Source organism: Bacillus sp. FJAT-42376 (genome assembly GCF_003816055.1).
Taxonomy (GTDB): domain Bacteria; phylum Bacillota; class Bacilli; order Bacillales; family Bacillaceae; genus Metabacillus_B.
This window is the reverse complement of record NZ_CP033906.1, coordinates 389,256-412,499: the sequence shown is the minus strand read 5'-3', so window position 1 is coordinate 412,499 and position 23,244 is coordinate 389,256. Positions and strand designations below refer to the sequence as shown.

The 23,244-nt window shown below is 45.7% G+C and carries 25 protein-coding genes; 1 reads left to right on the top strand and 24 read right to left on the bottom strand.

What is annotated here, in order from left to right:
• Nucleotides 1-116: 116 nt before the first annotated feature.
• The 22 genes from CEF21_RS01965 to yabG form a co-directional block, all read right to left on the bottom strand.
• The gene (locus tag CEF21_RS01965) at nt 117-572 is read right to left on the bottom strand and encodes a S1 domain-containing RNA-binding protein (RefSeq protein ID WP_123913175.1); all 456 of its coding nucleotides are present in this window, start codon (nt 570-572) and stop codon (nt 117-119) included.
• A gap of 84 nt (nt 573-656) precedes the next feature.
• Entirely contained in the window at nt 657-1,031 is a 375-nt protein-coding gene (locus tag CEF21_RS01960; protein ID WP_123913174.1) for an FtsB family cell division protein, read from the bottom strand.
• Nucleotides 1,032-1,043: 12 nt separating this feature from the next.
• Nucleotides 1,044-1,679: a spore cortex biosynthesis protein YabQ gene (yabQ, locus tag CEF21_RS01955; RefSeq protein WP_123913173.1), complete on the bottom strand. Its 636-nt coding sequence runs from the start codon at nt 1,677-1,679 to the stop codon at nt 1,044-1,046.
• Nucleotides 1,676-1,981, bottom strand: coding sequence for a sporulation protein YabP (yabP, locus tag CEF21_RS01950; RefSeq protein WP_123913172.1), 306 nt, complete (start codon nt 1,979-1,981; stop codon nt 1,676-1,678). Before yabP ends, yabQ begins: the two co-directional genes overlap by 4 nt.
• Before the next feature lie 82 nt (nt 1,982-2,063).
• Nucleotides 2,064-2,327, bottom strand: coding sequence for an RNA-binding S4 domain-containing protein (locus CEF21_RS01945; protein ID WP_123913171.1), 264 nt, complete (start codon nt 2,325-2,327; stop codon nt 2,064-2,066).
• Between the two features lie 16 nt (nt 2,328-2,343).
• Nucleotides 2,344-3,807: a bifunctional methyltransferase/pyrophosphohydrolase YabN gene (gene yabN, locus CEF21_RS01940; protein ID WP_123913170.1), complete on the bottom strand. Its 1,464-nt coding sequence runs from the start codon at nt 3,805-3,807 to the stop codon at nt 2,344-2,346.
• A complete protein-coding gene (locus CEF21_RS01935; protein WP_123919911.1) occupies nt 3,804-5,408 on the bottom strand; it encodes a putative polysaccharide biosynthesis protein in 1,605 nt (534 codons plus the stop codon). Before CEF21_RS01935 ends, yabN begins: the two co-directional genes overlap by 4 nt.
• A gap of 984 nt (nt 5,409-6,392) precedes the next feature.
• On the bottom strand, nt 6,393-6,929 hold the full coding sequence (gene spoVT / locus CEF21_RS01925; protein WP_123913169.1) for a stage V sporulation protein T: 537 nt from the start codon (nt 6,927-6,929) through the stop codon (nt 6,393-6,395).
• 136 nt (nt 6,930-7,065) lie between these two features.
• On the bottom strand, nt 7,066-10,590 hold the full coding sequence (mfd, locus tag CEF21_RS01920) for a transcription-repair coupling factor (protein ID WP_123913168.1): 3,525 nt from the start codon (nt 10,588-10,590) through the stop codon (nt 7,066-7,068).
• A 79-nt stretch (nt 10,591-10,669) separates the two neighbouring features.
• Nucleotides 10,670-10,900, bottom strand: a complete 231-nt coding sequence (fin, locus tag CEF21_RS01915) for an anti-sigma-F factor Fin (RefSeq protein WP_123913167.1) — start codon at nt 10,898-10,900, stop codon at nt 10,670-10,672.
• Nucleotides 10,901-10,955: 55 nt separating this feature from the next.
• The gene (gene pth / locus CEF21_RS01910) at nt 10,956-11,519 is read right to left on the bottom strand and encodes an aminoacyl-tRNA hydrolase (protein WP_123913166.1); all 564 of its coding nucleotides are present in this window, start codon (nt 11,517-11,519) and stop codon (nt 10,956-10,958) included.
• 259 nt (nt 11,520-11,778) lie between these two features.
• Entirely contained in the window at nt 11,779-12,417 is a 639-nt protein-coding gene (locus tag CEF21_RS01905) for a 50S ribosomal protein L25/general stress protein Ctc (protein WP_123913165.1), read from the bottom strand.
• 82 nt (nt 12,418-12,499) lie between these two features.
• Nucleotides 12,500-13,453, bottom strand: a complete 954-nt coding sequence (locus tag CEF21_RS01900; RefSeq protein WP_123913164.1) for a ribose-phosphate diphosphokinase — start codon at nt 13,451-13,453, stop codon at nt 12,500-12,502.
• A gap of 18 nt (nt 13,454-13,471) precedes the next feature.
• Nucleotides 13,472-14,857 (bottom strand): bifunctional UDP-N-acetylglucosamine diphosphorylase/glucosamine-1-phosphate N-acetyltransferase GlmU, encoded by a 1,386-nt coding sequence (gene glmU, locus CEF21_RS01895; RefSeq protein WP_123913163.1) that lies wholly within the window; start codon nt 14,855-14,857, stop codon nt 13,472-13,474.
• Nucleotides 14,858-15,073: 216 nt separating this feature from the next.
• Nucleotides 15,074-15,367: a septation regulator SpoVG gene (gene spoVG / locus CEF21_RS01890; RefSeq protein WP_123913162.1), complete on the bottom strand. Its 294-nt coding sequence runs from the start codon at nt 15,365-15,367 to the stop codon at nt 15,074-15,076.
• A gap of 137 nt (nt 15,368-15,504) precedes the next feature.
• The gene (locus CEF21_RS01885; protein WP_123913161.1) at nt 15,505-15,879 is read right to left on the bottom strand and encodes a RidA family protein; all 375 of its coding nucleotides are present in this window, start codon (nt 15,877-15,879) and stop codon (nt 15,505-15,507) included.
• A gap of 37 nt (nt 15,880-15,916) precedes the next feature.
• Nucleotides 15,917-16,741 carry a pur operon repressor gene (gene purR / locus CEF21_RS01880; RefSeq protein WP_123913160.1) on the bottom strand — a complete coding sequence of 275 codons (825 nt, stop codon included), beginning with the start codon at nt 16,739-16,741 and terminating at the stop codon, nt 15,917-15,919.
• Nucleotides 16,742-16,797: 56 nt separating this feature from the next.
• Complete coding sequence (ispE, locus tag CEF21_RS01875) at nt 16,798-17,670, bottom strand: 4-(cytidine 5'-diphospho)-2-C-methyl-D-erythritol kinase (RefSeq protein ID WP_123913159.1); 873 nt, start codon at nt 17,668-17,670, stop codon at nt 16,798-16,800.
• 115 nt (nt 17,671-17,785) lie between these two features.
• Complete coding sequence (locus tag CEF21_RS01870; protein ID WP_123913158.1) at nt 17,786-18,952, bottom strand: iron-containing alcohol dehydrogenase; 1,167 nt, start codon at nt 18,950-18,952, stop codon at nt 17,786-17,788.
• 95 nt (nt 18,953-19,047) lie between these two features.
• Entirely contained in the window at nt 19,048-19,233 is a 186-nt protein-coding gene (locus CEF21_RS01865; protein WP_123913157.1) for a small, acid-soluble spore protein, alpha/beta type, read from the bottom strand.
• Nucleotides 19,234-19,410: 177 nt separating this feature from the next.
• The gene (veg, locus tag CEF21_RS01860) at nt 19,411-19,680 is read right to left on the bottom strand and encodes a biofilm formation stimulator Veg (RefSeq protein ID WP_123913156.1); all 270 of its coding nucleotides are present in this window, start codon (nt 19,678-19,680) and stop codon (nt 19,411-19,413) included.
• A 291-nt stretch (nt 19,681-19,971) separates the two neighbouring features.
• Complete coding sequence (gene yabG, locus CEF21_RS01855) at nt 19,972-20,859, bottom strand: sporulation peptidase YabG (protein WP_123913155.1); 888 nt, start codon at nt 20,857-20,859, stop codon at nt 19,972-19,974.
• A 251-nt stretch (nt 20,860-21,110) separates the two neighbouring features.
• On the opposite strand from yabG, the gene CEF21_RS01850 reads away from it, so the two are divergent.
• Nucleotides 21,111-21,431, top strand: coding sequence for a hypothetical protein (locus tag CEF21_RS01850; RefSeq protein WP_123913154.1), 321 nt, complete (start codon nt 21,111-21,113; stop codon nt 21,429-21,431).
• A 194-nt stretch (nt 21,432-21,625) separates the two neighbouring features.
• On the opposite strand, the gene rsmA is transcribed toward CEF21_RS01850, so the two are convergent.
• Nucleotides 21,626-22,507 (bottom strand): 16S rRNA (adenine(1518)-N(6)/adenine(1519)-N(6))-dimethyltransferase RsmA, encoded by an 882-nt coding sequence (rsmA, locus tag CEF21_RS01845; protein ID WP_123913153.1) that lies wholly within the window; start codon nt 22,505-22,507, stop codon nt 21,626-21,628.
• The gene (rnmV, locus tag CEF21_RS01840) at nt 22,500-23,075 is read right to left on the bottom strand and encodes a ribonuclease M5 (protein WP_277423918.1); all 576 of its coding nucleotides are present in this window, start codon (nt 23,073-23,075) and stop codon (nt 22,500-22,502) included. The genes rsmA and rnmV overlap by 8 nt, the downstream gene beginning before the upstream one ends.
• Between the last annotated feature and the right edge of the window lie 169 nt (nt 23,076-23,244).

The window sequence follows — 23,244 nt, the reverse complement described above, 5'->3', positions numbered from 1 at the left end:
GTTTGGGTTTTCAGTCAAGGGTTAATTGATATTTTTTTTTAAAAGCGGATTACTGCCATGACAAAAACAAAAAAACACCCACAAGGAGTGTTTTTATCTATATTGACAGCAGCAAGTTAGCCTCTTCTTGCTCCGCGTCCGCCACGTTTTGATTCTGTATTTCTTTTTAGAGAAGATAAACGGTCTTCGCTATCTTTTAGGAAGCGGCTCATCTTTTGTTCAAAGTTTTCTTTCGGACGGAAATCACTTCTGCCTCCGCCTCCGCCACCGCGGTGCGGACGGTCTTGACGCGGGCGATCCTGACGAGGGCGCTCAGGACGCTCTGGGCGGTCTGGACGATCGATGGCTTTCTTAATCGACAGACCGATCTTTCCATCTTTTTCAACGTTGATGACTTTGACTTCAACCATGTCGCCAACTTTAAGATGGTCGTTAATGTCTTTCACGTAATTATCGGCTACTTCGCTTATGTGAACTAGACCCGTGGAACCTCCCGGAAGCTCTACAAAAGCTCCGAAATTCGTAATGCCAGTTACTTTACCTTGTAACTTGCTGCCAACTTCAATGGACATAAAAAAAATGCTCCTCCTTAAACTGATAAAAAAATCATCATTTCTTTAATTATACCCAATCCAAAATCATAGTGTCAATAAAGGCTATTTTTTGTCCGGAGAGCTGAAAATAATCTCGTTCTCCCCAGAAAGGAAATAGTCCCTGCGCGCAAGTTCGGCAATGTAATCATCGTCATTAAGCTTTCCGATTTCTTCCTGCAGTAAATTCTGTTCTTTTTTCAAATCCTTAAGCTGACTGCTGAGCTTGTCCTTCTGCTCGGATTGCTCTGCCAGAGACGCTGACTGATTGATCATTCCTGTAATAATAAAAATGGCAAAAATCGCAACCACAACTCCGAAAACGGCTAATCGCCGGTAAAGGCCTCTTTTTCTGCGCTTAATAATCTGATCATTGCGCTCCTGCTGCTGCATGTATTGGGATTGAAGCTGTGTAACTTTATGGCTTCTTTCTGCTGACATTTATACATTCCCTCACTTTCCAGTGATTCGTTTAATCGTTTTCCATGCACTAATCATTAAGTTCTTGGCTTTCTTCATAATTCCTTCTGATTTCAAAAAGATTCCCGAAAAAAATTTTTTCAAAAAACGCGGCTGCATCTTCCAGATGAGCAACAGGATCCACCGTACAGGCGCTAATACGATTTTAACGGCTCCCCAAGTTAAAAGGAATGCCCATTTTAATATTTTCAAAAAAACATTCAGAAGCCCGGCTGCAATCATCACAATGAGGGAGAGGATTCCCCTGACCGGTTTAATGAGGAAAATCTGGCCAATCCGGCCCAGAATCTTAAGAATCAGCATGACGGAATGAATCATAAAATTTAATACTGCCAAATATATACCCTTCAGCATGCTTTGATAAGCCGCAAAACCTAAAAGAATGGCCAAAAACATATAGATTCTCAATTCGCCTTCATTTACAAGGAGAAGCACATAAAAAAAGAGAACACTTTGGAGCAGCCAGAACACAAGATCATGGAAGAAGACTATCCAGCCAGCCCTTTTGGAACGAACGAGAAATCTTCTATACGTATCGAGCGCTGCCCCAAGCCATGCTCCCATTCCTGCCATGGCAAACATGGTGTAGAACTGTACCGTTAGCGTCATTTAAACAGTTTGCTAAAGAATCCTTTAGCTTTCTCCCCGTGCTGCTCATCAAGGTAAACAATGTCCAGGATCCGTCCTTTAATGGACACAACTCCTTTGTCTACATCCAGGTTCTGCATTTGAAGGTTTTCGCCCCGTATCGCAAGCGCACCCATTACCGTATCAAGCAAAAACTCTTCATTATCAAAGCTTTCCACTTCTTTCACCCCTGTGATTTCCAGGAGTTTTCTGCCCTTCATAATAAGATCATGATCCTCCGCAGCAGTCTTTGATGGAGGCTGATTTTGCTGATAGTAATTCATGCTCTTTCCCCCGCTTCTCATATCGTTTTGTTTATATGTATGAACAAAACGGAGGAAAAAGAACAAGCCTGCGCCGGATGAATTAGTTGTCGCCGAGTTTTTCTTCCTTTATGATGGTGTACATTTCAGCGGCATCTTCTTTTTTCGTTGTTTCTTTTAAATGATCGACTTTAACAGTTACCCGTTTTTGTCCAAAGCGGATAACCATTTCATCTCCTTCTTTTAAAGTGGAGCTCGCTTTGGCCACTGTTCCATTTATTTCAATCCGTCCTTGATCGGCCACTTCCTTTGCAAGCGTCCGGCGTTTAATCAGTCTTGACACTTTTAAAAATTTATCCAGTCTCATATAGAACCCCTTCTTTCTATTCCAATTCTTTCGCTTCATCCCAGTAGCGGTCCATTTTTTCAAGCGGCAGCTCTTCCAGGTTTTCCTGATTTTCCTTCGCTTTTTTCTCGATGTAGCGAAAACGGGTGGTGAATTTCTGATTCGTTGAGGACAGCGCTTCCTCCGGCTCTATTTTCAGGAAACGTCCTATGTTCACAAGGGCAAACAGCAAATCCCCGAATTCTTTAAGAAGGCCTCTGTTCTCTTCTGAAGGATTTTGTTTCATCTCTTCTTCGAATTCAAGCAGCTCTTCTTTTACCTTCAGCCAGGCGTCTTCAGCCTTATCCCAGTCAAATCCGGCTTTTGCCGCTTTTTTCTGCAGCTGATAAGCCTTCGACAGGGCAGGCAATGCTCCCGGAACCGAATCAAGCAGCGATTCGGGCGCTGTTTTCCCTTCAGCTTTTTTGATCGCTTCCCAGTTTACCAGGACTTCTTCAGCCGTATCTGCCTGGGTGTCGCCGAAGACATGCGGATGACGCCGAACCATTTTTTCGGAGATGGACCGGATGACTTCATCCATGGAAAACAGTCCTTCATCTTCTCCGATCTGAGCCTGAAGCACAACTTGAAGAAGGACATCCCCCATCTCTTCAATCATATGATCAATGTCCTCCGACTCAATCGCATCCAAAAGCTCGTAGCATTCCTCGATCAAATATTTTTTCAAGGACTGAAATGTCTGTTTCTGATCCCACAGGCATCCCCCCGGCCCTCTTAGCGCGGCAATGATTCCGCGGAGCGCCTCAAATCGGTGATACAGGAGCTTCTCATCCTGGACCGGCGGGATATAGAGACTTGTCAGGTTGGAAACCGCTGAAACCCGGTCAAGTTCATAAAGCGGAACTTTAATAATTTCCTCCTGCACGCTTCCTGCAGCTGTCACAATGTACACTTCATAGTCGAAGGGAAGCTCCTCCATTAAGGTGAGCTTAGCCTCAGAGGCGACCATTTGGTCATAGACCTGACAAAGGACAATATGATGCCTGTATTGCAGCTCTCCCTTTTTAAACGTCAGGGCATCTGCCATTTGGAAGCCGTCGATCGGATCGATATTCAGTGCTGCAAAGGTGGCATCCAAAAAGCTTTGTCCCCCGGCGACATTTACTTTAAAGGAACCTTGCTGCGCCTCATGGAGCAAAATCTGAACGGTCTTTTCTGCAACCATCGGGTGCCCGGGAACCGCATAGACAACATCTCCATTCACCGACTCGTTTATTAGAATAGAAGCGATTTCTTCATACACATCTCCGAAGTTTGCATGCTTCGTGTAAATATCATCAAAAGAGCCGGTTATGTCTATTTCCCCTTTGAGTTCTTCCAAAACCGGGTGGTCCATCGTTCTGACATAAACCCGGCTTGAAGATTGAAGGAGTCGGTAAATTCCAAGCGGCAGCTGATTGATGTCTCCGGCGCCAAGGCCTGTTATATGGATCGTATTCATTTTTTCACATCCCTTTTCTTCCGCGACCAAAGGCGGATTTTTGTACCAAAAGGCACAATATCCAATTCATCGCTGTTAAACACGTTTAATTTTATGACTGAAAACATATACACGGCAGCCCCAGCCGCAACCGCTGTAATGGCCTCAATGGAAGCGAGTGTCCGGTTTCTTCCAAGCAGCCACTCAAAACCCGCCATATAGCCCCTCAGTACTGCCAGCATCAAAACCGCTGAAAAAACGATTTTCACTATACTCCGGTACTCGTAAAGCTTGTACTGTTTTTTTCTTAAAAAATAAATATTTAAAACCGCAACGGCAAAAAAAGCGGCAACAGACGCAACGGCTGCACCATCCGCTTCATACCGCGGAATGAGGACAATATTTAAAGCTATTTTAATCATGACTCCGGCAATGACAGCAATGGCGGGATAAATGGTTTGATTTAACCCTTGAAGGATTGCGGCAATCGTCATGGAGAGAGAGGTAAACAGAATGGACAGACTGAGTATCCCCAGAATGTCTGAGCCGTAATTGTTCCGGAACAGCATGATGTTCGTTTCTTCTACGATCCCAATAAGTCCGGCCGTTGCTCCTGCCCCTACAGCCAAACACACCTTTATAGACAGATTGATTTTATCTTTAATAAACTTCTCATCATTTCGGCGCTTTGCACTCGAAATAAGGGGGACGAGCGACAAGGATAAAGACGTGGCAACAACGGTTCCCAGCTGAATAAGAGGCTGGCCCCTGTCATAGATGCCTTTTGCTGTTTTTGCAGCGACAGGATCCATTCCATTATTGACGAGCATAGAAAACAGCTGCAGCGCGTCAACAAGCTGAATCAGAATCAGCAGCAGGCTGCTCACACAGATGGTAAAAGTAAAAAGAATCAAGTCCTTTAGTAAATCGGCCGTTCGTATAGAAGATGGACTAACCGGTGCGTTCAATTCAATTTGATCTCTGCGGAACCAGTAAACCGCCAGAACGACGAGAGCGGCAGCGCCTCCAGTTAAAGATCCGGCGAGCGCCCCCTGTCCCGCTTCATATAAATTCTGGTGGTTCTTTAAAAGAACGTAGGCTACACCGATAATGGTAATCACACGGAATGCCTGTTCGACCACCTGTGAAAGGGCCGTCGGAAACATATGATGCATCCCTTGAAAATAACCTCTAAGCACCGAAACAAAAGGAACGAGCAAAAAAGAAAAGGAGATAATTTCAATTAACGGCTTCAGATGCATATCTCCCATGATGCCCGCTATCCAGCCTGAACCTGCATACAAAAGAGAAAAGGATAAAAGACCGGTAAACACTAGAAATAAGCTGCTGACTTTCCAGATTTTCCGCAAATCAGCAGGATTATGTCCTTCTCCATATTCAGCAAAAAGCTTTGAAACAATGACCGGAAATCCCGATGTAGCAAGCATAATAGATATCCCATAAAACGGATAAACCTGCTGATATATGTAAAAGCCAATATCTCCGACAATATTTTGATAAGGCACCCGGTAGGCTGCACTCATGATTTTCGTAAGCAAACCGGCTATCGTCAACACGAAAGCCCCTTGCCAAATCGCACTCTTTCTAGAAGGCACAGCCATCCCCACTTTCAAATCAGCTGACGAAGATATTATATCACAGGAAAAGCGGAGGGCGCTCGCTTAGCCGTGAAAGACGGTGGAGCTCCCGACCGAGAGGCGCTTTTTGCCTCGACCGAGGGAGCGAAGCGGCCGAACGGCTAGCGCCCGGAGCTGGACAATTGGAAAAGCGGAGGCGTCTTGTTCAGCCCCGAAAGACGGTGGAGCTTTCGACCGAGAGGCGCTTTCAGCAAGGATGTTCTGCTAAGTGCGCGGCGTCCTGCCGCAACGCAGAACTGACCCGCCTCCTGCGGGCCCGAGGGAGCGAAGCGGCCGAACGGCTAGCGCCCGGAGCTGGACAATTGGAAATGTGGAGCACGCTTGCTCAAGTCGCAAGCATGTTGGAGCTTCTGACCGAGAGGCGCATTCAGTAAGGACGTTCTGCTAAGTGCGCGGCGTCCTGCCGCAACGCAGAACTGACCCGCCTCCTGCGGGCCCTCGACCGAAGAAGTGAAACAGGCTGGCGACTTAGCGTGCGGAGCTGGACAATTGGAAAAGCGGATGGCGCTCGCTTAGCCGTGAAAGACGGTGGAGCTCCCGACCGAGAGGCGCTTTCAGTAAGGACGTTCTGCCAAGGGCACGCCATCCTGCCGAAACGCAGAACTGACCCGCCTCCTGCGGGCCCGAGGGAGCGAAGCGGCCGAGGGGCTAGACGGCGGAACTGGACAATTGGAAAAGCGGAGGGCGCTTGCTTAGCCGCGAAAGACGGTGGAGCTCCCGACCGAGAGGCGCTTTCAGTTAGGACGTTCTGCTAAGGGCACGCCATCCTGCCGAAACGCAGAACTGCCTCTCCTCCCGAGGACCAAATAAAGCGAAGCTGCCCGAAACACAGGCCGGTCCAAGGTCTTTCACTAAATTTTGGTCTGCAATCCGTTTTTAAAAACACGCTATACATTAAAAGACAGCCCGTAGGCTGTCTTTTCGTAATACATATGATAAGATCGAAACCTAGTTCTCCATTTGGCGGGCAAGGAAGCCAGCAGCCGTTTCTACCGCTTTTTTCTCTACTTCTCCAAGTGAGCCTTCTTTTGAAAAGATCACCACTGCACCGATTGGATCGCCATTTGCAATGATCGGACCGATGGTGTAGGCTTTGACTTCTTCTTTGACTCCCTCAAGGAGCTGTAATTCACTGGATTCTGTTTTAAGAACCGAGCTTCTTTCTTCCATCGCTCTCTCTATATCTTCACTGATATTTCGGTTTAAGTACTCTTTTTTGGAGCTTCCCGAAACGGCAATGAATGCATCTCTGTCGCAAATCAGTACAGGATGACCCATGCTGTCATATAAAGCGTCAGCATATTCTCTTGCAAAATCACCCAGTTCACTAATAGGCGAATATTTCTTTAGAATGACTTCTCCGTCGCGGTCAACGAAAATTTCCAGCGGATCCCCTTCTCGGATACGAAGCGTTCTGCGGATTTCTTTCGGAATCACCACACGTCCTAAATCATCAATTCGACGAACAATGCCAGTTGCTTTCATCTATTGCTGCCTCACTTTCATCTTGTGAATTGATACATGGTGTCTGCCGAATAGCTGCATTCACCTTTTGTTTGAAATTAGTATCCTTCACAATAAAGGTAATATACACACAATAAATGAAAATATAAGCAAAAGATCAGCTGGCTGAAATTTCTTCCTTCTTCACATGCTGAAGCCCTTTAAGGAGGCCAATCAAAATCGACAGGCGCTCATCCGCTCCCAGACCTTTCGTTTGAATGGAAATTTTCAGCTTATTCGCATCCATTCCAAGCCCGACTTTTCTTCCATACTGGCTGCTAAGTTCAAACAGTTTCTGTCCATCTGCCTGTTTGCTCGCTTCTTCGCTGATTGACATATAGATAACGTCTTTGACTTCTTTGATCGTTTCGACTTGTTCCCGGACCGCGAAAAGTTTAGCCTCCGCCACTTTAAAGAGATAGCTGACTTCAGAAGGATACGTGCCAAAGCGATCCGTCATCTCCTCCTGAAGTTCTGAAAGCTCCTCTTCTGAAGAAATCGCCCTGAAACGTTTATACATATCAATTTTCTGCTTCCCATCTGCAATATACGCTTCCGGAATGTATGCATCCAGATCCAAATCGATTTCCGGTTCAAATGCTTTTTCTTTCGGTGCATCTCCTTTTCGCTCTTCGATCGCTTCTTTCAGCATTTGAGAGTACAAATCGAATCCTACTGAGTCGATAAAACCGTGCTGCTGGGCACCGAGCAGGTTTCCTGCTCCCCGAATCGACAAATCCCTCATCGCAATTTTGAACCCTGAACCAAGCTCTGTAAATTCCTTGATTGCCTGAAGTCTTTTTTCAGCTACCTCTGTCAGCACTTTATCTTTCCGGTACGTGAAATAAGCATAAGCGACCCGGCTTGAACGGCCGACACGCCCCCTAAGCTGATAAAGCTGGGATAAACCCATTTTATCTGCATCATACACAATCAGGGTATTCACGTTCGGGATATCCACTCCCGTTTCGATGATGGTCGTGCTGACAAGCACGTCAGACTGCCCTTCAAGAAAATTCAGCATAACGGATTCCAATTCATTTTCCGTCATTTTTCCGTGGGCATACGTCACCCTCGCATCCGGAACGAGCATCGATATCTCATCTGCTTTTCGGCTGATATCCTCCACCCTGTTGTAAAGAACATACACCTGGCCGCCGCGGGACAGCTCGCGCTCAATCGCTTCTCTTACAAGCCCTCCATTATTCTCCACTACGTACGTCTGAACAGGATAGCGGTTTTCAGGCGGCGTCTCAATAACCGAGAGATCTCTCACGCCAAGCATGGACATATGGAGCGTTCTCGGGATCGGCGTCGCGGTCAGAGTAAGCACGTCCACGTTTGCTTTCATTTGCTTAATTTTTTCCTTATGAGTGACTCCAAACCTTTGTTCTTCATCAATAATGAGCAGACCGAGATTTTTATATTTTACATCCTTGGAAAGAAGACGGTGAGTACCGATGACAAGATCGACTGTACCGTTTTCCAGTCCTTTTGTTGTTTCATTCATTTCCTTCCGCGTTCTGAAACGGCTGAGAAGACCGACTGTCATCGGATAATCCTGGAATCGTTCGCGGACGGTTTCGTAGTGCTGCTGGGCTAAAATGGTCGTCGGAACAAGCAGGGCGACCTGTTTCCCGTCTGCAATAGCCTTGAATGCGGCGCGGATGGCCACCTCCGTCTTTCCATATCCAACGTCGCCGCATAATAGACGGTCCATCGGACGTTCCCGCTCCATATCCAGCTTAATTTCATGGATGGAACGAATTTGGTCTTCCGTTTCCTGATAAGGGAAGGCCGCCTCAAACTCGCGCTGCATTTCGCCGTCCGGTGAAAAAGCATAGCCCCTGCTCGCTTCCCTTTCCGCATAAAGCTTGATTAAATCATCTGCAATATCCTGAACAGATGATTCTACCTTCTTCTTCACACGGCGCCAGTCATTGCCGCCCAGTTTATAAATTTTCGGCTCTTTTCCTTCTGAGCCCACATACTTTTGCACTTGATCAATTTGTTCAACCGGTACATAAAGTTTGTCAGAACCCTGATATCGGATATGAAGATAATCTTTATGATTGCCGTTGATCTCCAGTGTTTCAATCCCCAGGTACTTTCCGATCCCGTGGTTGATATGAACCACGTAGTCGCCTGTTTGAAGCTCCGAGTAGCTTTTAATGCGCTCTGCATTGGAAAGCTTTTGGCGTCTCGGCTGTTTTTTCACCCGTTTTTTAAAGAGCTCTTCTTCTGTGATCACCGAGATTTTCTGTAAAGGCAGTTCGAAACCTGTTTGCAGGTCTCCTTCTAAAATATACGCTTTCCCCGGTTTGAAAGGATCGCCGTCTTTTACAATGGCCGCTTCCATATCATAATCCTGAAGAACCTGCTCGAGTTTTTGCACCCGCTCTGCGCTGGCTCCAAGGAAAACGGTAATGAATTTTCCTTTATTCCAGCGGTCGAGCTCGCCCTTGAGCACATTCATCTGGCCATGGAAATTCTGCATTTGCTTGCACGAAACATTCAAGATATTTTGCGGACTCGTGTGAGGAACATGCCGCAAAAATAAGGATAGGTAGACAATCGGCTGGGCCGTCAGTGACAGCGGGTGCTCATGCGAGATCTTTACATCGTGAACAATCTTTCCGTTCTCAAGCATGCTTGTAATCCAGTCCGCTTCTTCATTTTCAAGCTGCTCCATCATTTCGTGAATACGGCTTATTTCATCCATTACAACCGTTGCCGTTCCATCAAAATAATCTATCAAACTAGCAGGCTGCCCGTAGAAGAAGGAAACATATTTGTGCATTTCTTCTGTCACTTGGCCATTCTTCAGCATCTCCAGTTCATGCTGGACATTCTGAAGGAGCAATTCTTTCTGCTGATCGTTCTTCAGTTTTTTCAAGGATTTGGCAAGGGCCGCTTCCAGCTTCTCTTCACAGCGCTCTAAATGCTCGCGGTGGAGCAGAATTTCCTTCGCCGGTCCAAGCGTGATAGACTCCATCTTCTCCAATGAGCGCTGATCAGCCAGGTCAAAGGCACGGATTGAATCAATTTCAATATCAAAGAGTTCAATTCTGACCGGATTTTCTTCTGTCAGCGGATATACATCAATGATTCCTCCCCGGACACTGAATTCACCGGGTGCTGAAACCATATTGGTCCGTTCATAGCCAATTTGCGAAAGCCATGCGTAAAAGGAATCCGTATCCAGTTCTTCTCCGAGGGCCAATGTTTTTTGGCTTGCGTTCCATAAGGATTTAGACGGAAGCAGCCTTCTCAGCGCGGCTGCGGGAGCGACAACGATTCCTTTTTTCCCTGAGGCAAGATGGTTCAGCACTTCCATTCTCTGAGCCATCAGCTCCGGACTCGCCACGGCCATGTCGGATGCAATGACTTCATTGACCGGGTACAGGAAAACATTTTTCCCCGCTAAATTCGCCAAATCTTCGAATACCTTTTGGGCTTGATAGAGGTTATGTGTGACAACGAGGACGGATTCTCCAGTTTCCATATATAAAGAGGAGGTGAAGAGGGATCTTGCTGAACCTGACAAACCTGCCAGCAGCTGTTCCTTCAGCCCCTCCTTCAGGCCGGTAACAACAGTATTAAAATCTTCGTTCGAGTAAAAAAATGAGTGCAGACTTTTCATGCTTTCCCTCCTTTCGAAAAATTTGTCCGGGTGCCCACGGACAAATAGAAAAACGCTTTGGGTCAAAAGCCAAAGCTTTTCATTGTATGAATTTTTCTACCTGGTGGAAGGCAGGATTCCGGTCAAGCGCTTCCTGGCAATCCTCACAGATTGTTTTTACTTCTATATCACCATTCGCCATGTAGCGGATCATTTCCTGTCTCTCTTCACTGGATAAAAACTGAAACCCAAGATCTCCGCTGTGGATGGTCTCTTTCTCCAGACTGCCGACTTTTGTGCCGCAATGACGGCAAAAGTAATGGTAACCCATAATTCCTCCATACGCTTTTTATAACTAGTATAAACGCATGAGGAATTCAATATACTTACTTCTGATTAAACTCATTCATCACCTGAAGAAACGGTTTGTTCAGCCAATCCTCACAGGCTTCTGCAGACCGGATGACGGCTGCTTTAATTAAATGCTGCTCTTCCCCGGAAAAATTCCCGAGCACATAATCAGGAACTTTCATTCCAGCCGGCGGACGGTCAATGCCAATTCGTATGCGATTAAATTCCTGAGTACCGAAATGCTGAATCATAGACTTGATCCCGTTATGCCCTCCTGCACTGCCCTTCGTCCGCAATCGGATTTTTCCAGCCGGGAGATCGAGATCGTCATAGATCACGGCCATGTCTTCGTCTGGAACTTCATAGAAGTCCATAAGGGGCCGGACACATTCACCTGACAAATTCATATAGGTAAGCGGCTTTACAAGCAGCACTTTCGTTCCTCCGGCAAATCCCATTCCGTATACCCCATTAAATTTAGAGCGGTCCAGCGGAATAGATAAACGGTGCGCCAATTCATCTATAACCATAAAGCCTGCATTGTGCCGTGTTTCCGCATATTGTTTTCCTGGATTCCCAAGCCCGACAAAAACTTTCAAATGATTCCCACCTTTTATATTGACTCTGTTTAGCTATACGTTCGAACGGGCGGCTATAAACCTCCGCGAATTCCTTTTCAATCTCGAATGTGTGACAGTGCCAAATTCTTTTTTAGGGAGCCCTATACATAAAGAATTGGCTCCTGTCTGCATTTCCGTACTTACTCTGTTCATCCATTATATTATAGAAAAGTTTTTACACATAGAAAAGAGGCTGGCATAAAACATATGTTTTATGCCAGCCCGGCTGATCAAGCTATTATTCAGCCTCTTCCTCTTCTCCTTCACGCCCTTCAGCGTTCTCAGGCTCACCAGACTCCTGCTGTTCGCCGGAATCAATTTCTTCTTCTGCCTGAGGAGGAAGAATCGATGCAATGACTTCATCATCTTCATGATTAATTGTGTACTTTTTGGAATCCTTTAAATCGGAAATCGTCAGGGTTTCATTCACTGTAAGATTAGAAATATCCACTTCAATTGTTTGCGGGATATCGTTTGGCTTCGCTGTAATGGAAATCTGGTATAGAGGCTGCTGCAGCACTCCGCCGTCTTTCACACCCTGTGCATCACCCGTTAGATGAAGAGGAACCTCTACATCCACTTCGGAATCCATGTTAACGACAATAAAATCAGCATGAAGAATTTCATTTTTCATCGTGTCCATTTGCATATCATTTACCATTACCGAATGCTTTTTCCCTTCAACATCCAGCTGAATAATCGCGTTTCGGCCTTCATCGCGCAGTGTTTTCAAAAGGTCGATGCTGTCCAGCGAAACTGCTTTGTTGTCGGTTTTATAGCCATATATAATGCCAGGCACATGGCCCTTTGAACGAATCGCTTTTGTGCTTGAGTTTTTAAAATCTTTTCTTTCCTGTGCTTTAATTGTTGTGCTCATGTCCTACACCTTCCTAACATCGTGATAAATTGCTTATTATAGTCAATTCCCACAATTCGTCCGGTCTAAACATAAGGATTTATTAATCGAACAGCGTACTTACAGATTGCTCTTCATGAATCCGGATAATCGCTTCACCGATAAGCGGAGCAACAGAGAGCTCAATGACCTTATCGATTTTCTTATCTTCTGAAAGGGCAATCGAATTTGTTACGACAAGCTCTTTAATTTTCGAGTTTTGGATTCTCTCGATCGCAGGGCCTGATAGGACAGGGTGTGTACAGCATGCATACACTTCAGATGCTCCGTTTTCTACCAGTGCATTTGCAGCGAGAGTAATCGTGCCGGCCGTATCGATAATATCATCGATCAGGATGGCTGTTTTCCCTTCGATATTCCCTACAATGTTCATTACCTCAACCACATTTGGCCTTGGTCTGCGTTTATCAATGATGGCAATTGGAGCTTTCAAGCGATCGGCCAGCTTGCGGGCACGGGTTACACCGCCGTGGTCCGGGGAAACGATCACAATATCTTTCAGATTCTTTTTGCTGAAATAGTCACCAAGAATCGGAACACCCATTAAGTGATCAATCAGAATATCAAAGAACCCTTGAATTTGAGGTGCATGCAAGTCCAGTGTGATTACACGGTCCGCACCAGCAGTCTCAAGAAGGTTTGCCACAAGCTTCGCTGTGATCGGCTCGCGCGCACGGGCTTTACGGTCCTGGCGGGCATATCCATAATAAGGCATAACAATATTAATCGTTTTGGCAGAAGCACGTTTTAACGCATCAATCATGATCAAAAGTTCCATCAGGTGTTCGTTTACAGGGCCGCTTGTGGATTGAATGATGTAGACATCACAGCCGCGGATACTTTCTTCAATGTTGATCTGGATTTCTCCGTCACTGAAACGGGTAACCGAACATTTACCAAGCTGAACGCCGACAACTTCAGCAATTTCTGCTGCAAGTCCCGGATTGGAATTCAGTGAGAAAATCTTTAAATTTGCATCACCGTACTGATTTGACATAATGTGGTGAACCTCCAATTAGGAATTAGAATTTTGATTCATGCTCAGCCGGCTGACATAGTCCTCTTTGTTGACTTGTCTAGCACGCGCAACCGATAGCGCTTGACCCGGCACATCTTCTGTAATCGTAGAGCCTGCTGCTACATAGGCTCCTTTTCCAACTGTTACTGGTGCAATCAGATTTGAATTGCAGCCGATAAATGCCCCATCTTCCACCTTTGTAAGTGCCTTATTCTTCCCATCATAGTTCACGGTAATAGACCCGCAGCCAAGATTTACATCTGCACCGATTTCCGCATCGCCAATATAGCTCAAGTGAGAGGCTTTGCTTCCTTTGCCCATGGATGCCTTCTTGATTTCAACAAAATTGCCGATTTTCACCTCATCTGAAATAGATGATTGCGGGCGAATATGAGCAAACGGCCCTACGGCAACCTCGTTTCCGACTTCACTATCATGAACGACAGACTGGCGGACCACTGTACGATCGCCGATCACACTGTTTTTAATTTCTGTGTTCGGGCCGACCTCACAGTCCTCACCGATCTTCGCATTCCCTTTAATTATCGTTCCCGGATAAATGATGGTATCCCTGCCGATTTCAGCATCTGCTGAAATGTATGTTTGCTCAGGATCAATCAGGGTTACTCCATTGCGCATATGGAAGGTGTTGATGCGTTTTTTCATATATTTCTCTGCCTGTGAAAGCGCGACACGGTCATTGACTCCCAGTGACTCTTCAAAAGAATCGGTCTGATAAGCAGACACGACTTCACCTTCGTTTTTGAGGATTTCAATGACATCAGGCAAGTAATATTCTCCCTGAACGTTGTCATTCGAAACTTTGCTTAGCGTTTCAAAAAGCATTTTATTATCAAAGCAGTAAGTACCGGTATTGATTTCATCAATGGTCCGTTCCTCTTCAGAAGCATCTTTATGCTCGACAATTTTTTCAACGAGTCCGCTGCTGTTTCGCACAATTCGTCCATACCCCGCAGGATCCTCTGCCTTCACAGTCAGAATGGTTGCTTTGGAGTTTGTTTCTTTATGATGGGAAAGCAAATTCTCCATCGTCTCAGACGTTATCAGCGGTGTATCTCCGCAGACAACGATTGTCGTACCTTCAAGATTATGGAGCTGGCTTGAAGCTTGCATAACTGCATGAGCAGTTCCAAGCTGCTCGCTTTGCAGAGCATATTCACTTTTTTCTCCAAGCTGTGCCTTGACCATTTCTGCACCATGCCCAATAATCGTCACCATTTTTCCAAGGTTCAGTTTGGACATTTCATCTGCTACGTGCTGAACCATCGGCTTGCCGCAAACAGGATGCAGAACTTTATAAAGCTTGGATTTCATACGTGTACCTTGACCAGCTGCTAGAATGACTGCAAAACGATTTTCCATATGTAAGCCTCCCAAGTATCCCTATTTATCCATTAAAAAATATATCTTAAATGTGGCATCATTTCAAGGCGCGAAGCAAAAGTGCCGAATATTTCTAGGGCTGCCGGGAAACGGATAGGACTTTATTAGCGGGAGGTTGGAAAGGGGGTAAGCGGAGGAGAAAATGGCACAGACATAAGGAAACCCCTGTTACAGCGTAACAAGGGCGAACATATTTTAGGAAGCACCCGCTTCTTCAAATTCAACTTCTTCCATTTCTCCAAGCCTGTGATACTCAGTTAAAACAGCTTCTTGAATCTTTCCGCGTGTACCCGAATTGATTGGATGGGCAATATCGCGGAACTCTCCGTCAGGAGTTCTTTTGCTTGGCATTGCAACGAATAAGCCATTGTTCCCGTCAATCACACGAATGTCATGTACAACAAATTCGTGATCAAGTGTAATGGATGCAATCGCTCTCATTCTGCCTTCTGTGTTAACGCGGCGTAATCTAACGTCAGTCACTTCCATTATGTTCACCACCTTTTCCCTGGATGAAAAACTTTACAGTATGAATTCCACGGAAAAATCTGAATTCCTGCATTCTGTAAAAATTTTTTTGAAAAATCAGGGAAAGGTAGGAAAGTTTTCTTATTGACTTGGGTAAATTATTTAGTTAGAGCGACGCACTCGATTTCAATCAATGCGTCTTTTGGCAGTCTGGAAACTTCCACACAGGACCTTGCCGGTTTATGTGTATGAAAATATTCCCCGTACACTTCGTTAATCTCACCAAAATCGTTCATGTCTTTAATAAAAACAGTCGCTTTCACAACCTGCTCCAAAGAACTTCCTGCCTGTTCAAGAACAGCCTGCAAATTTGCAAAAACCTGATGCGTCTGCTCCCGGACATCCCCTGCAGTCATTTCGCCATCGGGACGCAGCGGAATCTGTCCGGATGTAAAAAGCAGGTTGTTTACAACCATCCCTTGTGAATAGGGGCCAATGGCTGCCGGCGCTTTAGCTGTTTGAATGATTTCCATCGGTCTTCAGCTCCTTTTTTTATGCCTGTAAAAAACGTTACTTGGCAAAATCAAAAAAATTACCTTCCTGAAGCTCAATTTGTTTGCCCTTCACATCAACATCCGTTAATTTAATGAGCGAAATGTATTCATCCACTAACCGCTCTTCTACACCCTGTGTCTCAACCAGGACGCCAATTCCCGCGACTTTCGCCTGAAATTCATCCAGCAGGCTTACCATTCCGTTGATGGTTCCGCCGGCTTTCATGAAGTCGTCAATAATCAGGACATTTGAACCTTCCCTTAAGCTTCTCTTGGCAAGAACCATTGTTTGAATCCTTTTGGAAGAACCCGATACATAGTTGATGCTGACGGTGGACCCTTCGGTCACTTTACTGTCACGCCTTACAATAATAACCGGAACGTTCAAATCATTCGCTACAGCATAGGCAAGAGGAATCCCTTTTGTGGCCACTGTCATGACGACATCGATATTCCGCTCGGCAAAGACTGAAGCGAACATTCTCCCGACCTTATTGACCATAGAAGGGTCACCAAGGATATCCGTCAGATAGAGATAGCCTCCGGGAAGAAGGCGGTCCGGTGATGACATTCTCTGTTTAATGGAGCTGATGATGCTCTGCGCTTCTTCACGGTGCATGCCCGGAACAAATTTCACGCCCCCTGCGGCTCCCGGCACGGTTTGCAGCGACCCGACACCCTGCTGCTCAAAAGTTTGCTTAATAATGGTTAAATCCTCACTAATGGAAGATTTTGCAGACTGGTATCTTTCTGAAAAATAAGTAAGAGGGACAAGCGAATGCGGATGAGTAAGCATATAATTCGTCATGTCCACGAGTCTGCCGCTTCGACGAAGCTTCATGGAATAACCCCCAAAATCCGAATATTGTTAAAGATAATATATCTTAATATACGTCTTTAATCAAGTTCGCATCGCTCGCCCAGCATTCTTACCGCAAAGACCTGATCACAGAATCCTCTAAGCCCATTGTAGATCCGGTGTACTTTTGATTCATATTGCACAAGTCCAAATACAGTTGGACCGCTTCCGCTCATTAGAACAGCATCTGCGCCAAACCGCTTCATTTGGTCTTTAATCACTGCAACTTCCGGCTGCATTTTCAGGGTGACGGATTCCAGAACGTTCCCAAGATGATCACAGATTCCTTCATAGCTCTTTTCCTGAATGGCTTCTATCATTCTGCCGGTATGCGGATGCTGAACATCAGCAAGCCTCAATCCCCGGTACACATCTGCTGTAGAGACTCCTGCCGTCGGTTTTGCCAAAATGACCCAGCAGTGCGGAGGCGCTTCGATGTGGCGGATTTTTTCCCCTCTTCCTGTGGCGACAGCCGTTCCGCCATATACACAGAAAGAAACATCGGACCCGATCTCAGCTCCGATTTCAGCCAGCTCATCCAGGCTTAATCCAAGATTCCACAACCGGTTCAGCCCTCTTAAAGCCGCGGCTGCATCACTGCTTCCGCCGGCAAGACCTGCAGCAACAGGGATGACCTTTGTAATACCGATTGATACTCCCCGTTTTATGCCGAAGCGCTCTTTTAAGACGCTTGCGGCCTGATAAGCAAGATTCCGGTGATCATCGGGAACAAACCGGTTATGGGATGTAATGGAGATCCCGCCCCTCGGCCCCATATCAGTGAGTTCAATCCGGTCGGCCAAATCAATGGTCGTCATCACCATTTCCACTTCATGAAATCCATCTTTTCTTTTATGTAAAACATCCAGCGACAAATTAATCTTCGCTGGTGCTTTTTCAAGAATACGCATACTCTCACCTGCTTCTAAAACGAACTAAAATTGTACCCACATTGTATCACAAAAAGAAGATAAATATCGCTGTTTTTCGACATTGGGCTCTTATGCATCAGGCTTTCTGATGCTTTTACATGCTGCGGAGGAGAATTTCCCTTACATCCTCTTTATTTAAAATCTTATAGGTTCCTACCTGATCTTTCATAAAGGATTTCTCAACAAGCTCTTCCAGTCTTGAATCATCAATCCCATAGTCAGAGAGACGGCTCGGAGCGCCAATGGAGTTCCAATAGCTTCTTAACGCTGCGATGCCCTCTTTAGCCGTCTCTAAATCACTTTTTCCTTCAGGAGAAATCTTAAACACATTGACTGCCAATTTTTTCATCCTGGAAGGATCTATTTCGGAGCAATAGCTCATCCAGTTCGGGAAAATAATTGCAAGCCCTCCCCCATGAGGAATATCATAAATAGCCGAAACCGCATGCTCAATTTGATGAGAGCCCCAATCGCCCCCGTCCGTTCCGTTTGAAAGGGTTTCGTTAAAAGCAGTCGTTCCGGCGTACATAACCGTTTCCCGAAGCTTAAAGCTGCGAAGGTCATTCACAAGCTCCGCTCCCGCCTCCATCACTGTAAGCAGGAGAGACTCTATAAAGCGGTCAATCATCGGTGTATTATCCGTACGATGGAAATATTGCTCAAGCGCATGCGACATAATATCCACCACACCGTAAACTGTCTGATCACGGGGAACAGAAAAAGTATACGATGGATCGAGTATAGAGAATTGAGGAAACACAAGCGGGCTTCCCCAGCCGCGTTTTTCATTTTTCTCCCAATCGGTAATCACGGAGATATTGTTCATTTCAGACCCGGTTGCCGCCAGGGTTAGTACCGTTCCAAACGGAAGTGCGCGCTCAGGCGATCCCTTTCTGCAAATGACGTCCCATACATCTCCTTCATAAAACACTCCGATGGAAATAGCCTTTACGCAATCGATCACGCTGCCGCCGCCGATTGCAAGCATCAGATCAATCTCTTTTTCACGGCAAAGGGCAATTCCCGCTTTCACCGTGGACAGACGGGGATTCGGTTCTACTCCGGACAGTTCAAATACGTTTGCTCCGGACTTGTCCAGCTCCTCCATCACGGCATCGTACACCCCGTTTTTTTTAATGCTTCCGCCGCCGTACACAATCAGTACGTTTTTCCCCCGGCCGCCAAGCTCGCTCCCAAGCTGTGAGATCTGCCCTTTCCCGAACCAGAGTTTTGTGGGGTTATGCTGCAAAAATGTATTCAACGTTTCTTCCTCCTAAAAATCATCATGAATGTATCATAGCAAAAAGTGGAGCGAAAGACGAAAAAAGAGCAGTCCCCCTGGGAGACCGCTCCGATTTAATGAGATTTCATTTGTGACGCCATATGCGCTTGAGCAAGTTCAACCGCTCTTTTTGTCATATTGCCGGCATCTCTTGAGCGAATACCGCCCCAGCCTTCCTTCATTACGGTATCGTAAAAGCCCAAATCCTTTGCAAGCTCGTACTTAAAGCTTTCCGTCATGATCCCTTTTCGTCTGCCCATGATACAAACCCCCTCATGTATGCTATAACGCGTCCGGGATAAATTGCCGGGACTCCCATAGGATGTGTATCTTTTTTAATAAAGAGACGGCTGAATATATGTAAAGAAAGGCGAATTCCGGTAATAATTCTTGTTTTTTGCTGATTTTTGACATAAAAAAAAGCAGCAAACGAATGTCTACTGCCCGCTTAAAGCTAATGCTCCTGATGCATCTTCAAAAAATGTTAATTGTACAGTTTCGGTGAGAACATCTGCATAGCTGTAGGAAACTCTTTCAAAAGCATTTTCATCCTGATCCAATTCTACGATAAAGACGGATGGATAGGTCTCAGCCAGAACCCCAGATCGCTCTACGGTCTTTCTGCGTCCTCCATTTGCCTTCAATGTCAATCTTTTGCCCAGATTCAAATCCAACACGTTTTTGATATCGGTTAAAGTCTTCGCCATTGCATCCACCTCACTGTAGACAATTATACCTCTTTAGCGCTCTAAAGTCAAACAAAATTTAAATTATACAGAGGCTAAACAACAATGTCAACAAAATTATTTCTACAATATTTTCTAACCTTCGCACCTATTATGTACCGAAGCATCTCCTTTTATGTAAATTTTTTCTTAATTGTTTTCAACTTTATTTTTGTACAGTGCAATCATGGATGAGCCGCCATGGAAATTGCATTCAGCTGATATCAGACTTGTCCTTGAAATAAACCAAAAAAACCGCGTAAATAGCGGCTTTTACTCCTGAACGGTTTGAATTCTTTTATACGGCATACCTGTCCGGAGCACTCCTTTCGTTTCCACTCCTCCAAGCCCCTTCTCGCGTGTCAGGGTATTGCGGAGAACATCCCAGACATTGATTCTTTCCACAAAAGGGGTAAAGCTGATTTTGGCCACAATGTACACCGGATCAAGCGCATGAATATTTACTCTCGACGGAGAGCTTGCGAAGTTTGCCCCAGCCCTGATAAGCGATTCAAAATGGGACTGGCACGCTCCGGCGAATATTACGAGCTGATCTAAGTTAGGAATCCGGCTTCGTGCATTCATAACCGCCTGCACAAAATGTTTGGAGTGCCGGTAAGCCTCCAAATCGCTCATGCTTCCTTTATGCTTCGAGTACGCATCATGACCGGTAATAACGAGGATATCAGGGCGATACTGGGTTAGAAGTTCCGGCACCCTTTCCGGCATATCTTTTTCCAGACAATGGACTCCATGAACCGGTACACCGATTTTTTCATAAAGGGAGAGACATTTCTGAAGATAAACCGGATCTCCATCTAAATGAAGAACCTTCCCCGGAACATGGAAAAAATCTTCCTGGTGGCTATAGCTGGCTGTAGCGTAATACTCCCGTTTTTCCTTTAGCAGCTGATAATCCTGCTCGAGAAGAAAAAGAGACTGATCCAGCTTTTCTTTTTGCTGAACATGACGCTGATTGAGTTCGCGTTCACTGATGACAACGAGATCGGAGCATGGAGAATCCGCAATAAGCCTGAATTCCTCCCCATAAAGTACCGCAACCGTCTCGCCGCTCTGCCCCTGCTTTATATCGATAATACGGAAAAGCATATCCATATGATACGACTTGCGCGCAACGACATCTCCTATAGTAAATGACATATTCTCACTCCAAAACGGGGGATTTTGGAACATACATGCATATCGATCCTTTTTTAGCCTATGTATGAATAAAAAAAACGTGAATGAAAAAAGAAAAGCGGAAGGCGCTTGATCAGCTGTGAGAGACGGTGGAGCTCTTGACCGAAGGGCGCTTTTGGCCCTGACGGAGAGAGCGAAGCGGCCGAACAGCTAGCGCCTGAAGCTGGACAAAAGAAAAGGTGAAGGTGCTCGATCAGCTGTGAGAGACGGTGTTGTCCGGGATCGTTGTCCAGCATCGATCCAAAATGTGGCCATGTCCGGGAACAACGTCCGGCATCAATCCAAAAAACGGCCATGTCCGGGATCATTGTCCGGCATCAACCCAAAATATTGCGATGTCCGGGAACAACGTCCGGCATCAATCCAAAAAACGGCCATGTCCGGGATCATTGTCCGACATCACCCCAAAATGTGGCGATGTCCGGGAACAACGTCCGGCATCAATCCAAAAAACGGCCATGTCCGGGATCATTGTCCGGCATCGCCAGGCTGATCAGGGTACAGCAAAAAAGCCTGATCACTCAGGCTTTTAACACGCTTTTGTTAGGCTATGTTAAAGGATGTTGTTGATTTTTCACACCTGTTGATTGGAGCGGAAGGCGTGAGACTCCTGCGGGAGAAGCGGGACAGGTGAGACCCCGCAGTGGCGAAGCCAGGAGGAGGCTCACCGCCCGCCCAAGGATAAGCGAACGACTGCAGCGGAAATCAACAGCCAAGTTTAACAGAGCTATTTTTTAAGCAAAGGATAAAGAACATCCGCTGCTTTTGCAAATTCTTCAATCGTCAGTGATTCTCCGCGTCTCCGCGGATCAATTCCTGCTTGATTCAGCTGCAGTTCGATTTCTTCTTTTATACCCTTGCCTGCCGGATAATGCTGCATGAGATTATTCATGAGCGTTTTTCTCCGCTGAGCAAAAGACGCTCTCATCAATTCAAAGAAAAACGCTTCATCCTGCATTTCTACAGCAGGCTTATCCCTTTTCAGCAGTCTGATCACCGCAGAATCTACATTAGGCTGCGGAACGAACACGGTTTTCGGCACCGTCATAACGGTCTTGGCCTCTGTGTAATACTGAATGGCAATCGAAAGAGATCCGTATTCTTTTGTTGATGCATGGGCGGCAATACGGTCTGCCACTTCTTTTTGCAGCATGACCACAATGCCTTTCAGCGGCAGCTGATCCTCAAGAAGCTTCATGATGATGGGAGTGGTGACGTAATAAGGTAGATTGGCAACAACCATTACTTCTTTACAGTCTCCAAACTCTTCTTCCATGACCTGTTTTACATCTGCTTTCAATACATCTTCATGGATGACCTTGACGTTCGGATAGGGGGAAAGCGTATCACTGAGAATTGGAAGCAGTCTCTGATCGATTTCAAATGCGACTACTTTTTTTGCCCGCTTTGCAAGCTGTTCTGTAAGTGCTCCGATTCCCGGTCCGATTTCAATCACACCGGTTTCTTCTCCCACTTCCGCATGATCCACAATTCGATGAAGGACATTTGTGTCGATTAAAAAGTTTTGTCCAAGACTCTTTTTAAAAGAAAACCCGTACTTTTGCAAAATCTCTTTTGTCCGTGCCGGAGTGGCAATATCTTTAATCATGTTTTTCTTCCTCCTGCAGTATCCTTTTCATCGCTTCTTCATAAGCTGTTTTCGATATTTGAAACATCTGCAGTCTTTTCAAAAGCTGCTTTCCATTCGTATAGCCGATCTTAAGCTCGGTTCCGAGTTTTTCCCTGCGTACCTTCGCCATCGGATGGCCGATTAGTCCATATTCCAAAAGATCATCCTGTTCCCATTCTGAAGGAAGGTCAGGCATTTCTTCCTTCACTTCCTTTAATGCCTCTCTGATGGCTTCAGGTGATGCATGCTCCACGCCGATTCCGCGGCCTCTTTTAGGGCGGGCATCCGTTTTTTCAATAAACGCATGCTTGCAGCCCGGGACAGCCTCCGCAATCGTTTTCCGTATTTTCTCACCAGGGAAATCTGGATCAGTAAATATGATTACTCCCCTGCCGGCAGCAGCAAGTCTGACACGCTCAATTACATCATCACCTATTGCGGAGCCATTCGTTTCTATTGTATCTGCAGTGACGGCTCGTTTAACAGCAACTGTATCGTCACGGCCTTCCACTACAATGATTTCTTTTATTTTCATTTTTTCCTCCAACGATGAAACTTTCAGAAATTTCATTTCGTCTAATTAGTAAATCAGTTACCGTTATTATATCGCAAAGTATCAGCGTAAACATACGTCTTCCAAAAGCTTCTGTTTATTCAACAAAAAAACAGAGGGATAGCCCCTCTGTTCGGTATCTATTTAACGGCTGGAAAACAGG